Here is a 12,469-nt window from a genome sequence, read left to right as displayed (position 1 = left end):
GGTGATGACCGCCGCCTTGTCGACGGCCTTCACCATGTCGACCACGGTGAGGGCGGCCACCGACACGGCCGTCAACGCCTCCATCTCCACGCCCGTGCGGTCCGTGGTGCGGACGGTGGCGGTGATCTCCACGGCGTCGTCGGTGACGGCGAGGTCCACCTTCACCCCGGACACCGCCAGCGGGTGGCAGAGCGGGATGAGGTCCGGGGTGCGTTTGGCGCCCATGATGCCGGCGATCCGGGCGGTGGCCAGCGCGTCGCCCTTCGGCACCCCCTCACCGCGCAGCAGTTCCACCACGGCGGGCGCGACGAGCACGCGGCCGCTGGCCCGGGCGGTGCGGGTGGTGACGTCCTTGTCCGACACGTCGACCATCCGGGCGGCCCCGGACTCGTCGACGTGTGTGAGGTGCTGCTGGCTGCTCATGGGGTGACACCGTACCGGCAGCGCGCCTCAGTCGGCGGGGCCGCCCACGCCGAGGAGCAGCACCTCCACCTCCTCGCCCGGCGCCACCTCCGTCGCCGACTCGGGCACGACGATCAGGGCGTCGGCCTGCGCGAGCGCGGCGACGAGGTGGGAGCCGGAGCCGCCCACCGGGCGGACCAGCGGCACGCCGCCCTCCCCCGACCGCTCGTAACGGCCGCGCAGGAACTGCCGTTTGCCGTCCGGTGAGGTCAGCGGCGCCTCGGCCGCCAGCCGCGCCCGGACCTTCGGCCGGTGCACCGACGGCAGGCCCATCAGCGTGCGGATGACGGGGCGGACGAACAGCTCGAACGAGACGTACGAGCTGACCGGGTTCCCCGGCAGCGCCAGCAGCGGCACCCGGTCCGGGCCCACCAGCCCGAACCCCTGCGGCTTGCCCGGCTGCATCGCCAGGGTGCGGAACTCCACGGTGCCGCCGTCGGCGTCCAGCCGCTCGCCCAGCGCCTCCTTCACCACGTCGTAGGCGCCGACGCTCACACCGCCGCTGGTGACCAGCACGTCGGCCCGCACCAGCTGCTCCTCGACCGCGTCGCGCAGCGAGTCCGCGTCGTCGGCGACGGCGGACGCGCGGTAGGCGAGGGCGCCGGCGTCCCGGGCGGCGGAGGTGAGCACAAAGCTGTTGGAGTCGTGGATCTGGCCGGGGCGGAGCTTCTCGCCGGGCGGCACCAGCTCACTGCCCGTGGAGAGCACCACGACCCGGGGCCGTGGCCGTACCCGTACCGAACCGCGGCCGATCGCCGCGAGCAGGCCGATCTGCGGCGGCCCGAGCACCGTGCCGGCGGCCAGCGCCAGCTCCCCGGCGACCGCGTCGCCGCCGGCGCGCCGCACGTGCTGCCCCTCGGCGGCCGGCCGGTGCACCCGCACCTCGCCGCCGGCGCCGGACGGGTCGGCGCTCGCGGCGGTCATCGCCGCCGCCGGACCGGCGCCCGTACCGCCGTCCGTCCACTCGACCGGGACGACGGCCTGCGCGCCGGGCGGCAGCGGCGCGCCCGTCATGATCCGCGCGGCCTGGCCGGGCCCCACCTCGGGCAGCTCGCCGCTGCCCGCCGCCACGTCGCCGACGACCGTGAGCACGGCGGGGAACTCCTCGCTCGCGCCCGCCACGTCCGCGGTGCGCACCGCGTAGCCGTCCATCGAGCTGTTGTCGAAGGGCGGCAGCGCGGTGGACACGGTGACGTCCTCCACGAGCACACAGCCGTGGGCGTCCAGGAGGGAGAGCTCCAGCGGCTCCAACGGGCGCACCGCGCCGAGGACGTCCGCCAGATGCTCGTCGACCGACCAGGTCCTGCTCAACGCGTCACATCTCCTCGCTGACATAGGAGCGCAGCCAGGCCCGGAAGTCGGGCCCCAGGTCCTCACGCTCGCATGCCAGTCTGACAATGGCGCGGAGGTAGTCGGCGCGGTCCCCGGTGTCGTACCGGCGTCCCCGGAAGACGACGCCGTGCACCGGGCCGCCCAGCGAGGGTTCCAGGGCAAGCGTCTGGAGGGCGTCCGTCAGCTGGATCTCCCCACCGCGGCCGGGCTGCGTCTTGCGCAGCACCTCGAAGACGGCCGGGTCGAGCACGTACCGGCCGATGATCGCGAGGTTGCTGGGCGCCTCGCCCGGCGCGGGCTTCTCGACCAGGCCGGTCACCCGTACGACGTCGTCGGCGTCCGTGGTCTCGACGGCCGCGCAGCCGTACAGGTGGCTCTGCGAGGGGTCGACCTCCATGAGCGCGACGACGCTGCCGCCGTGCCGCTCCTGGATCTCCGTCATGCGCATCAGGAGGGGATCGCGCGGGTCGATGAGGTCGTCGCCGAGGAGGACGGCAAAAGGCTGCTCGCCCACGTGCGGGGCGGCGCACAGCACGGCGTGGCCCAGGCCCTTCGGGTCGCCCTGCCGCACGTAGTGCATCGTCGCCAGGTCGCTGGACTCCTGGACCCGGCCGAGCTTGTCCTCGTCGCCCTTGTTCCGCAGGACCTCTTCGAGCTCGTAGTTGCGGTCGAAGTGGTCCTCCAGGGGGCGCTTGTTGCGTCCCGTCACCATCAGCACGTCCGACAGGCCGGCCGCCACGGCCTCCTCCACGACATACTGAATCGCCGGCTTGTCCACCACCGGGAGCATTTCCTTCGGAGTCGCCTTGGTCGCGGGGAGGAACCGCGTGCCAAGGCCGGCCGCCGGGATGACAGCCTTGCTGATTCGAGTACCGCGGGTACGTGCTGTGGTCATGTCTCGCACCATAACCGGTGGCTTTTTCCCATAGCGCGGTATCCGCAGGTTCTGTTGCGGTACGGGGACAATGAAGGGCTTACGCACAGTGAACGAGAAGACCACGAAGCGCGGGTTGCGTGCCGAACTCCTTGAGGTGAGGGCGCGGTTGACGGCGGACGATGTCGAGGCGTCGGCCCGCCGCATCGCCGTACACGCCGCCGGGCTCGGGGAGTTGGCGCGGGCGCGGACCGTCGCCGCATACGTGTCCGTCGGACGGGAGCCGGGCACGCGGGCCCTTCTGGAGACGCTTCGGGAGCGGGGCACGCGGGTACTGCTCCCCGTGCTGCTGCCGGACAACGATCTCGACTGGGCGCCCTACGAGGGCCCCGAGCGGCTGGTCCGGGCCGGCCGCGGCCTGCTGGAGCCGGCCGCGGCGCCCCTGGGCCCGGAGGCGGTCGCCGAGGCGGAAGCCGTCCTGCTGCCCGGCCTCGCCGTGGACCGCCGAGGGCTGCGGCTGGGGCGCGGCGGCGGCTCCTACGACCGGGTACTGGCCCGGCTGGAGGCGGCCGGCGGGACCGCGCCGCTGGTCGTGCTGCTCTACGACACCGAGGTGCTGGAGGAGGTGCCGGCGGAACCCCACGACCGTCCCGTGCGGGCCGCCGTCACCCCCTCGGGCGTGCACCGCTTCACGGAGTGAGGGCCATGGTGTCGTCGGTGGCCTTCTCCACCGCGTCCTTCGAGAACACCCACGGCAGCAGCCGGCCCTTCGCCCACAGGCTCGTCTGATCCGTGTAGTTGGGGTGGAAGGCGTGCCCCGAGGCACCGGTGAGGTTGATCCAGCGCGACTTGTCGAAGTCGTCGAGGTTCACCACCATCCGCATCGACGGCACCCAGGTGACGCCGTAACCGCCGGCGGCGTTCCAACCCGTGGCGTTGACCGCGTCCTTGCCGCCGCTCAGCTCCCACGGCCCGCGGTTCAGCATGCGCTGCACGACGCCGGGGCCGGAGGTGCCGAGGGTCTGGTTGCGCAGCAGCAGCCGGTGCAGACGGCCCCAGCTCCAGGAGTTGATGTCCTTGCCGAGCTTGGTCGTCAGCTCCCAGCGGGCGTCCTTCAGGGCCCGGGCGAGGATCTGGTCGCGGCCCTTGGCGGCCGGGGTGTCCAGGTCCTTCCGGGGAGCCTGCCACCACTCGCTCTCCGGCTCCTCCAGCAGCCCGCGGACGACCTCGAACCAGCGGTCGCCGCCGTCCGGCTGGGCGGTGTCGGTGCTGCGCTGGCCGCACTCGCGGACCGTGCGGGCCGAACCGTCCAGGTCCTCCAGCGGGCCGGAGTCGTCGGCCGGTCGCACCCGCAGGCACTCGCCCCGCACCCGCAGCTCCTTCGGCAGCTTGTTGCCGAAGGTGAGCAGCAGCAGGTTGCGCCAGACGCCGTTGAAGTAGGCGGCGGGCGCCGAGTCCGCGTCCTGCGTGTAGTCCCAGCCCTCCAGGAGCTGCTGCGCCTCCCGCACGTACGGGTCACGGACGTCGATCTTCAGCAGGTGCGGGACGAGCAGCTTGGCGATCTCACTGCTGTTGTCGAGCTGCATCGACTCCATGTCGTCCATGGAGATCTTCCCGCCGTCCTTGATCTTCGACCGGATGAGGTCGTTGATCCGCTGGCTGCGGGTGCCGTAGCTCCAGTCCTCGGTGAGGTGGTGCGGGTACTTCTCCGGGTCGACCACGGCCTGGTTGGCGGTGACGATGTAGCCGCGGTCCGGGTTGAACTCGCTCGGCAGCTCGGACTGCGGCACGTAGCCGGTCCACTGGTAGGCCGGGTCCCAGCCCGGCGCCGGGTAGCGGCCGTCGCCCTTGCCGCGGACCGGGATGCGGCCGGGCATCTGGTAGCCGATGTGGCCCTCGGTGTCGGCGTAGATCAGGTTCTGCGAGGGCACCTCGAAGTCGCGGGCGGCGGCCTGGAAGCTCTTGAAGTCCGTGGCGCGGTTCAGCTTGAAGACCGCGTCCATCGTCCTGCCCGCGTCCAGGGCCGTCCAGCGCAGCGAGACGGCGTAGCCCTTGCCGCGGTCCGGCGCCTGGCCCCGCACCGGCGCGTGGTCGCCGACCCGGCCGAGCTGCGTGTTCCGGTCGGAGACCAACGGACCGTTGCGGGTCGAACGGACGGTGATCTTCCGGTCCGCTCCCCCGGCCACCTTGATCGTCTCGCGCCGCGTCTCGTAGTCGACGTAACGCCCGTTGTAGAGAACCTTGCCGTCCTGGATCTTCTCCAGGTAGAGGTCGGTGACGTCGGCGCCGAGATTGGTCAGGCCCCACGAGATGTCCTGGTTGTGGCCGATGACCACACCGGGCATACCGGAGAACGTGAAGCCGGCGACCGCGAACGGGCACTCCTTGCTCACCCGCGTGCAGTGCAGGCCCATCTGGTACCAGATCGAGGGCAGCTGCGGGGCCAGGTGCGGGTCGTTCGCCAGGAGGGGCTTGCCGCTGGTGGTGTGCTCGCCGGAGACCACCCACGAGTTGGATCCGATGCCGCTGCCGCTCGGGCCGAGCATCGCCGGGACGTCGTCGAGCGCCGCCGCGAGGGACGCCAGCTGGGTGCGGGCCTCCCCGGAGGCCGCCTCCTGCTGGCCGAAGCCGGCCGGGTCGGTGGTGCCGGAAGCCGCGCCGCCCGGATCGGTGGTGCCGGGGACTCCCGTGCCGGAGCCGGGCACGCCGGGGTCCGGAGTCCCGGGGTCAGGCGTTCCGGGGTCGGGGGCGCCCACGCCGCCCACCTGGCCGTTCTCACCGTTGCCGGGGCCGGTGCCGTCAGGGCCGCCGTCCCCACCGCCGTTGCCGCCGTCGCCGGCGCCGTCGACGATCGGCTCGTTGCGGTCGAAGGGGTAGCCCGGGTACAGCTCCTCGATCTGCCGGGGGCTGAGGCGCCCCGCCATCAGGGCGCGGTCGATCTCGTCCCTGAGGTTGCCGCGCAGGTCCCACGCCATGGCCTTCAGCCAGGCCACCGAGTCGACGGGGGTCCACGGCTCCGGCTTGTAGTCGCTGTTGACCAGGCCGAGCGCCGCGTACTCAAGCGAGAGGCCCGAGCCGCCGCGTTCGTTCAGGTAGGCGTTCACGCCGGCCGCGTAGGCGTCGAGGTACTTCTTCGACGACGCGGACAACTTCTTGTCGTACTCCTCCTGCGCGACGCGGCGCCAGCCCAGGGTGCGCAGGAACGCGTCGGTCTCCACCTGCTTCTCGCCGAACATCTCCGACAGCCGGCCGGCCGTCATGTGGCGGCGGACATCCATCTCCCAGAACCGGTCCTGGGCGTGCACATAGCCCTGCGCGAGGAACAGGTCCTCGGCGGTCCCCGCGTAGATCTGGGGGATGCCGTTGCCGTCCCGCTTGACGTTGACGGTCCCGGACAGGCCCTTGATCTGCTGCGAGCCCGTCGTCTGCGGGAACGACTCCCGCACGGTGCTCACCGTCCAGAAGGTTCCGCCGCCCACCCCCGCCACCAGCAGCAGCACAACGGTGATCACGATCAGGCGGGTGCGTCGGGACCGTTTCTTGGCGGGCATCGCTGTCCTTATGCGGGGCCGGTGGGACCTTCGGATCGGCTGAACGGCTGATCCGTGCTGGAGCAACTGTAGGCCGACCGCGCCGGACGGCCCGACGGGGAGTCACGCTTGCGGTACTCGACCGTCTGCCCGAACGAGCCGTCGACACGGGAAGAGACGGGAGATCACTGGCGTTTTGCAGCTCGTGGCATGGATCACCTTTGAATGCCAGGCGGAGAATGGTATGCGGCCGCTAGTATCAAGAGCACACACGTTCTTGTCAGTCGACCCCGTCTGATGCAGAGCTGGCGCCACTGCCCGACCGGACCGCCGGTCGGACCGCGCGACCCGACCATCCCTCGGGATCACCGCGCACCGGCAGCACGGCGCAAGAGGACAGCTCTCGGCAACCGCGGCGAACCGCGGGGCTACCAGACGGCAGAAAGGCCGGCCGTGGCCTCCAAGCCCGGCTACCGTCAGCTGTTGCGCACACCCGGCGCCTGGTCGTTCCTGGTGCCCGGTTTTCTGGCCAGGCAGCCGTTCGCGATGCTCACGATCGGCATCGTGCTCCTGGTCCAGCACACCACCGGTTCCTTCGCCGTCGCGGGCGCCGTCTCCGCCGCGACCGGCATATCCATGGCGCTCTGCGCCCCCCAGGCGGGCCGTCTCGCCGACCGCTTCGGTCAGCGGGCGGTGCTCGTCCCCGGCGCGCTGCTCCACGCCGCCGCGGTCTCCTCACTGATCACCCTCGCACTACTCGACGCGCCGCTGTGGGCGCTGCTGCTGGTCTCCGTGCCCACCGGCGCGACCGTGCCGCAGATCGGCCCGATGGTCCGCGCCCGCTGGGCCCACCGGTTGAACGGCAGCCCGCTGATGCCCACGGCCGCCGCGTTCGAGTCGGTCACCGACGAGTTCACCTTTGTCGTCGGCCCGGTGCTCGCGACCGCGCTGTGCACCGGCGTGCACCCGGCGGCCGGCCTGACCGCCGAGGCCGTGCTGACGGTCGTCGGCGGCCTGCTGTTCGCCGCTCAGAGCCGGACCGCGCCGCCCGCCCACGGCGGTGCCCGGCCGGTCGGGGGGCGCACTTCGGCGCTCTCGGTGCCCGGTGTCCGCGTACTCATCGTCGCCTTCCTCGGCATCGGGGCCGTCTTCGGCGGCATGCAGGTCTCGCTGACCGCCTTCACCCAGTCGATCGGCGCGCCCGGCGCGAACGGCCTGCTGTACGGCGTCTTCGCCGGCGGCAACATGCTGGCGGGAATCGCCTGCGGGGTTGTCGTGTGGCGCTCGGCCCCGCACCAGCGGCTCCCCCGGGCCTACGTGCTGCTGGCACTCGCCACGGCGCCGCTGTGGTTTGCCGCCTCCCTGGGGTCGGCGGCCCTGGTGGGCGCTGTCGGACTGCTTGTCGGTCTGGCCATCGCCCCCGCTCTGATCACCGGTTTCACCCTGGTCGAGCAGCTCGTCCCGGCGGGCGCCCGGACCGAGGCGTTCACCTGGCTGACCGGCTCCGTCGCGCTCGGCCAAGCGCTGGCGGCCACCACGGCCGGCCAGCTGGCAGACCGCACCGGCGCCGCCGCCGGCTTCCTCGTCCCGCTGGCCGGTACCGCGCTCGCGGCCGTCACGGTCGCCGTGCTCCGCGCCCGGCTCGCCGGCCACCCCACCGCCGACGGCGCCCCCGCCGTACCGGCCCCCTCGGGGTCCGACGAGCGGGTGGTCGCGCGTGGCGAGGGTCACCGAATGCCGGTCTCGGTGGACTAAGCCGCCGGAATACTGCACCATTAGGCGTCGTTAGCACTCCCCAGAGAAGAGTGCCAGGAGGAGCAAGTGCCGACCTATCAGTACCAGTGCACCGAGTGCGGCGAGGGCCTCGAGGCGGTGCAGAAGTTCACCGACGACGCCCTGACCGAGTGCCCCAGCTGCGAAGGCCGCCTGAAGAAGGTCTTCTCCGCGGTCGGCATCGTCTTCAAGGGCTCCGGCTTCTACCGGAACGACAGCCGCGGCTCCTCGTCGAGCAGCAGCCTGCCCGCGTCCGGCTCCGCCTCGAGCGGGGAGAAGAAGACCGAGACGAAGTCGGGTAGCACCGGCGGCACCACCGCGGCCGCCAGCACGTCGACCGCCAGCACGTCGGCCGCCTGACCGAGCAGGGCCTCCGGTGGTCCCGGCGTCCGCGCCGCGCCCGCCACTCGCCGTCTGCCGCACGGCCCCGTCTGTCTGAGAGCACAGCCCCTGCCCCGCCCCGCGCGGCAGGGGCTGTGCTCTGTCCGGCGCCCGCGTCCGGGCCCGAGGCTCCGGGGTTCGGTCATGCCTCCTTTCTCGGCGTACCGGACCAGGCATCGGGTGACGACCCTGGGCAGCCTGTTCAGCCCATAGGGTGAACGCCATGAGTGAACTGGCTGAGACGGCGGGACACGGCGTCGCACATTCCACGACGGCTCGCGCGGAGATCGGGGTCATCGGCGGTTCAGGCTTCTACTCCTTTCTTCGTGACGTCACCGAGGTGCGGGTCGACACCCCGTACGGCGAGCCGAGCGACAGTGTGTTCCTCGGCGAGCTGGAGGGGCGCAGGGTGGCGTTCCTGCCCCGGCACGGCCGGAACCACCATCTGCCTCCTCACCGGATCAACTACCGGGCGAACCTCTGGGCGCTGCGTTCGCTCGGTGTGCGGCAGGTTCTCGCGCCGTGCGCGGTCGGTGGGCTGCGCGAGAAGTACGGCCCCGGCACGCTGGTGGTCCCCGACCAGCAGGTGGACCGGACCAAGAGCCGCGTCCAGACCTTCTACGACGGTGAGCCCCTTCCGGACGGCACGCTCCCGCGTGTGGTCCACGTGGGATTCGCCGACCCCTACTGCCCCTCCGGTCGTGAGGCCGCGGTGACAGCCGCGCGGGGACGCGGCTGGGAGCCCGTGGACGGCGGCACCCTCGTGGTCGTCGAGGGGCCCCGCTTCTCGACCAGGGCGGAGTCCCGTTGGCACGCCGCCCAGGGCTGGTCCGTCGTCGGGATGACCGGCCACCCCGAGGCCGTGCTGGCCCGGGAGCTGGCCCTGTGCTACACGGCGATCGCCCTGGTGACCGACCTCGACGCCGGAGCCGAGACCGGCGACGGCGTCTCCCACACCGAGGTGCTGGCGGTGTTCAAGGAGAACGTGGGTCGCTTGCGCGAGGTGCTGTTCGACGCGGTCGGCCGGCTGCCGAAGGAGCGCCTGTGCCCGTGTCGCAACGCGCTGGACGGTCTGGAGCTGGGCATCAGCCTGCCATGACCGCGGGACGGTCCGGAAGGGGTCTCGACCCGGTTCCCGCGTACGGGTGACGGAGTTTTCCACAACCTGTGAGTTGTCCACAGCTCCAAGCGGGATCTTGCCGAAGGCGGCACGGTGGTGTCCGCACGGCCGCTCGAAAGGTGGCACGGCGCGTGAACCGGCACGACATGTGAGGTGACCGCGCGCCGCCCCCACCTGCGACGACGCGTCACCACCGCGCGTGGTCCGAGCGCGGCCGGGCGACTCTCCCGTGGCCCGCCCCTCCTGGGCGTGGCCGAGCGACCAAGGCGGTGACCCGTGTCCGTCAGCCCATCGTTCCGAACACCCGGCCCCTCCTCCGGCCACTCACATCCCGGGGGCAGGGGCAGGGGCAGACGCGGAGCCCGCGGATCTCCCGGGTCGGCCGTTCCTCCGTCCCGCTCCGTGCCCTCCCTCTCTCCGCTCCGGACCGGGCGCGGCGGGCTTCGCGGCCGGTTACCGGGAGTGCTCGCGCCGGCCGGACACAGGGGGGCGTTGGTGCTGACGCTTCTCCTCGCCATGGTCGGTCTGGTGCTGCTGGGCCGCGGCGCCGGAAGCCCGTCCACGCCGGATGACACGGCGGCGCGGTCGACGGAGCGGGTGACGACGGCCGACCGTGCGGCCTCCGCCGACAAGCGGGGCGAGGAGCGGGCGGCCGGTGGTGAGGCGACGGCCGCGCCTCGGGCGGCTCGGGTGCTGGTGCCGGTTCGGATCGCCGACGCCGAGGTGGTGCGGCTGCTGGAACCGGGTGACCGCGTGGACGTGTTCGCCAGCCCGGACGGGCTCTCGGGCGGCTTCGCCGGGGACGCGCGTGCGGGAGCCACCCGGCTGGTGGCGCGCAGGGCGCGGGTGGCGAAGATCCCCGACCGGTCCTCGGCGGGAGTCGGACGGGATACCGGTCGGCCGGCCGAGGCGGAGCCGATACCCGGCGCGGGCGGCGCCCTGGTGGTACTCGCGGTACCGCCGTCCGCCGCCCGCGAGCTGGCCGGGGCGGCGGCCGACACCCTCTCGGTGGCGCTGTGGTGACGTCCGCCCTCCCGGCCGCGCGGCCTCCCGGCCTCGCGCGCGGCAAGGCGGCGCGCTCCCTCTCTCGACCGCACAGTTGCGCTGGTCCGTGACCGTCCTGAGTGACAGGGCGCCTCTCAGGGTGATCGGACTGGACAGTTCCGCTTCCGCTCGGGCAGCGTGCCTGGGGCTGCTCTCCCGAGCAGTGGCTGAGGTCGAGAGACTCGAGAAAGAAGGGCACGCGGGTGAGCGAGCAGAAGCAGGGAGTCCTTGCGGGGTTCAGGGAGTTCCTGATGCGGGGCAACGTGGTCGAGCTGGCGGTCGCGGTGGTCGTCGGCACGGCGTTCACCAAGATCGTCGACGCCATGGTCAACGGGATGATCAACCCGGTGGTGGGCGCGCTCGGACCGAAGAACCTCGACCAGTACGAGTCCTGCCTCACCACCTGCACCACCAACGCGGCCGGGGAGATCGAGGGAGTCCTCTTCAAGTGGGGCATGGTGCTGAGCGCCTCACTGACCTTCCTCATCACTGCGGCGGTGGTGTACTTCCTCATGATCGTGCCGATGAACCGGTACAAGGCACGTCAGGACGCGAAGAAGCCCCAGTCGGACGAGCCGGCGGCGCCCACGGAGCTGGAGCTGCTCACGGAGATCAGGGACGCGCTGGTGGCGCAGCGCACCGCCGGCTCCCTCGCCGGGACGGAGGCCGCCCAGGTGCTCGCCGGTCCGCGCCGCGAGAAGGCCGGAGCCGCCGGAACCGAGGGCTGAACCGCGAAGCTCCCGGGGTCTGACCGCGCACCGCGCGCGGCCAGACCGCGGGAGAACACGATCAGAGGTGGTGCGGTGGCTTCTCGTCGAGGAAGCGTGCCAGGTCCGCCGCGCTGTCGCCCTCGGGACCCGGTCGCTCGCCCCACCCGCGGTCCGTGTCGTCGGCGGACTGCTCGCTGAGCGGGTCGCCGAAGTGCAGCGGGGCGGGCTTGCGGCCGGAGTCGGCCTGTTCTGCGGGGGAACTCATGCTCCCAGGGTATCGAGGGCCTCGTGCCACCAGAGGTCACGCTTCGGGTGCCAGGGCACCGGCCCGGGCATCCGGTGCACCACAAGCACCGACCGGACACGGTCAAGGCCGGCCAGTGCACGGTCCACCTGGTGCTTGGCCGCGTACCGCCGCTCGCCGTGGTGGCAGCTGTCGGCGGTGATGACCACCCGGGCGCCGCTCTGCCTGATCCGGTTCCGCAGCAGTCCGGCGGGTTCCCCGAGGGGAAGCGTGACCCGGGTGGCGTCCACCCGGCCGCAGGCCATCGTGACCACCACGGACTCGGGTGCCATGGGAAGCAACACCGCCACCCGGTCGCCGCTTCTCACACCGAGGTGCTCCAGCACCCGGGTCGCCTGTCGGGCACGGGAGAGCAACTGGAGGTGGACGAACTCGGCGCCCGGCTCGGGCGGAGTGGGGAACCTCGGGTCCTGGACGGGTTCGTTGGACTGATCGGCGGGCATGCCCCCAGCGTCCGACGAAGCGATGAACGTCCGATCAACAAACGCTCTACGCCCGGCACTTGGTCTCGCCCGGGTCCTCCACCGGGCCCGGCGGCGTCGGAGACGGGAGCGGCGGGCGGAAGTACGGCGCCGGCCGAGTCGCCCCTCGCGGCGCGCGCCGCCAACTGGTACGGATGGCCGGGTGACAGCAGACATCGGCAGGACGACTCCTGACACCCTGACGGCCGTACCCGGCATGCGCGTCGGTCATGCCGAACGTGTCGGCGACGGCTGGTTGACCGGCACCACCGTGGTCCTGGCGCCGGAGGGCGGCGCGGTCACGGCCGTGGACGTCCGGGGCGGCGGACCGGGCACGCGGGAGACCGACGCGCTGGACCCGCGCAATCTCGTCCAGCGGGTCGACGCTGTGGTGCTCAGCGGCGGCAGCGCGTTCGGACTGGACGCGGTCTCTGGCGTGGCCGCCTGGCTGGAGGAGCAGGGGCGGGGTGTTCGGGTG

Annotated in this window: 13 protein-coding genes; 7 read left to right on the top strand and 6 right to left on the bottom strand. The window is 72.4% G+C overall.

The annotated features are described in order from the left end of the window. The 3 genes from moaC to galU all read right to left on the bottom strand — a co-directional run. Nucleotides 1-423, bottom strand: a 423-nt coding sequence (gene moaC / locus GL263_RS11590) for a cyclic pyranopterin monophosphate synthase MoaC (protein WP_182855547.1), incomplete at its 3' end; no start/stop codon positions are given. A 27-nt stretch (nucleotides 424-450) separates the two neighbouring features. Beyond that, nucleotides 451-1,797 (bottom strand): molybdotransferase-like divisome protein Glp, encoded by a 1,347-nt coding sequence (gene glp, locus GL263_RS11585; RefSeq protein ID WP_182855546.1) that lies wholly within the window; start codon nucleotides 1,795-1,797, stop codon nucleotides 451-453. Further along, nucleotides 1,778-2,689, bottom strand: coding sequence for a UTP--glucose-1-phosphate uridylyltransferase GalU (gene galU, locus GL263_RS11580; RefSeq protein WP_228456432.1), 912 nt, complete (start codon nucleotides 2,687-2,689; stop codon nucleotides 1,778-1,780). The genes glp and galU overlap by 20 nt, the downstream gene beginning before the upstream one ends. An 88-nt stretch (nucleotides 2,690-2,777) precedes the next feature. Between galU and GL263_RS11575 the strand changes: the two genes are divergently transcribed. Next, nucleotides 2,778-3,368 carry a 5-formyltetrahydrofolate cyclo-ligase gene (locus tag GL263_RS11575; RefSeq protein ID WP_323379357.1) on the top strand — a complete coding sequence of 197 codons (591 nt, stop codon included), beginning with the start codon at nucleotides 2,778-2,780 and terminating at the stop codon, nucleotides 3,366-3,368. Here the strand turns inward: GL263_RS11575 and GL263_RS11570 are convergent. Beyond that, nucleotides 3,358-6,219, bottom strand: a complete 2,862-nt coding sequence (locus GL263_RS11570) for a penicillin acylase family protein (protein ID WP_182855543.1) — start codon at nucleotides 6,217-6,219, stop codon at nucleotides 3,358-3,360. The two genes, GL263_RS11575 and GL263_RS11570, sit on opposite strands and share 11 nt — an antisense overlap. 432 nt (nucleotides 6,220-6,651) lie before the next feature. Here GL263_RS11570 and GL263_RS11565 point away from each other — a divergent pair, with 432 nt between their 5' ends. From GL263_RS11565 to mscL, 5 genes are all read left to right on the top strand, one after another. Next, the gene (locus tag GL263_RS11565; protein ID WP_323379356.1) at nucleotides 6,652-7,953 is read left to right on the top strand and encodes an MFS transporter; all 1,302 of its coding nucleotides are present in this window, start codon (nucleotides 6,652-6,654) and stop codon (nucleotides 7,951-7,953) included. Between the two features lie 66 nt (nucleotides 7,954-8,019). Next, nucleotides 8,020-8,331 carry an FmdB family zinc ribbon protein gene (locus GL263_RS11560; RefSeq protein WP_182855541.1) on the top strand — a complete coding sequence of 104 codons (312 nt, stop codon included), beginning with the start codon at nucleotides 8,020-8,022 and terminating at the stop codon, nucleotides 8,329-8,331. 244 nt (nucleotides 8,332-8,575) lie between these two features. Beyond that, nucleotides 8,576-9,451 carry an S-methyl-5'-thioadenosine phosphorylase gene (locus tag GL263_RS11555; protein ID WP_182855540.1) on the top strand — a complete coding sequence of 292 codons (876 nt, stop codon included), beginning with the start codon at nucleotides 8,576-8,578 and terminating at the stop codon, nucleotides 9,449-9,451. Between the two features lie 516 nt (nucleotides 9,452-9,967). Next, nucleotides 9,968-10,495 (top strand): RcpC/CpaB family pilus assembly protein, encoded by a 528-nt coding sequence (locus GL263_RS11550; protein WP_323379355.1) that lies wholly within the window; start codon nucleotides 9,968-9,970, stop codon nucleotides 10,493-10,495. Between the two features lie 272 nt (nucleotides 10,496-10,767). Next, nucleotides 10,768-11,244: a large conductance mechanosensitive channel protein MscL gene (gene mscL, locus GL263_RS11545; RefSeq protein WP_267132763.1), complete on the top strand. Its 477-nt coding sequence runs from the start codon at nucleotides 10,768-10,770 to the stop codon at nucleotides 11,242-11,244. Between the two features lie 61 nt (nucleotides 11,245-11,305). Here the strand turns inward: mscL and GL263_RS11540 are convergent, their stop codons facing one another. Continuing rightward, the gene (locus GL263_RS11540; RefSeq protein WP_182855538.1) at nucleotides 11,306-11,491 is read right to left on the bottom strand and encodes a hypothetical protein; all 186 of its coding nucleotides are present in this window, start codon (nucleotides 11,489-11,491) and stop codon (nucleotides 11,306-11,308) included. After that, complete coding sequence (locus GL263_RS11535) at nucleotides 11,488-11,973, bottom strand: AMP-binding protein (protein ID WP_182855537.1); 486 nt, start codon at nucleotides 11,971-11,973, stop codon at nucleotides 11,488-11,490. Before GL263_RS11535 ends, GL263_RS11540 begins: the two co-directional genes overlap by 4 nt. Nucleotides 11,974-12,154: 181 nt before the next feature. Here GL263_RS11535 and GL263_RS11530 point away from each other — a divergent pair. Then, nucleotides 12,155-12,469: P1 family peptidase (locus GL263_RS11530; protein ID WP_323379354.1), on the top strand; the 315-nt coding region annotated here is incomplete at its 3' end.

The sequence above is a fragment of the Streptomyces durbertensis genome (genome assembly GCF_014156695.1).
Lineage (GTDB): Bacteria > Actinomycetota > Actinomycetes > Streptomycetales > Streptomycetaceae > Streptomyces > Streptomyces durbertensis.
The sequence above is the reverse complement of the archived record's forward strand: the minus strand, read 5'-3'. Positions and strand labels throughout refer to the sequence as shown.

Coding starts and splice junctions, on each gene's coding strand:
- GL263_RS11540 (WP_182855538.1), bottom strand. CDS start 11,491: ATGAGTTCCCCCGCAGAACAGGCCGACTCCGGCCGCAAGCCCGCCCCG.
- GL263_RS11555 (WP_182855540.1), top strand. CDS start 8,576: ATGAGTGAACTGGCTGAGACGGCGGGACACGGCGTCGCACATTCCACG.
- galU (WP_228456432.1), bottom strand. CDS start 2,689: ATGACCACAGCACGTACCCGCGGTACTCGAATCAGCAAGGCTGTCATC.
- GL263_RS11570 (WP_182855543.1), bottom strand. CDS start 6,219: ATGCCCGCCAAGAAACGGTCCCGACGCACCCGCCTGATCGTGATCACC.
- glp (WP_182855546.1), bottom strand. CDS start 1,797: ATGTCAGCGAGGAGATGTGACGCGTTGAGCAGGACCTGGTCGGTCGAC.
- GL263_RS11535 (WP_182855537.1), bottom strand. CDS start 11,973: ATGCCCGCCGATCAGTCCAACGAACCCGTCCAGGACCCGAGGTTCCCC.
- mscL (WP_267132763.1), top strand. CDS start 10,768: ATGCGGGGCAACGTGGTCGAGCTGGCGGTCGCGGTGGTCGTCGGCACG.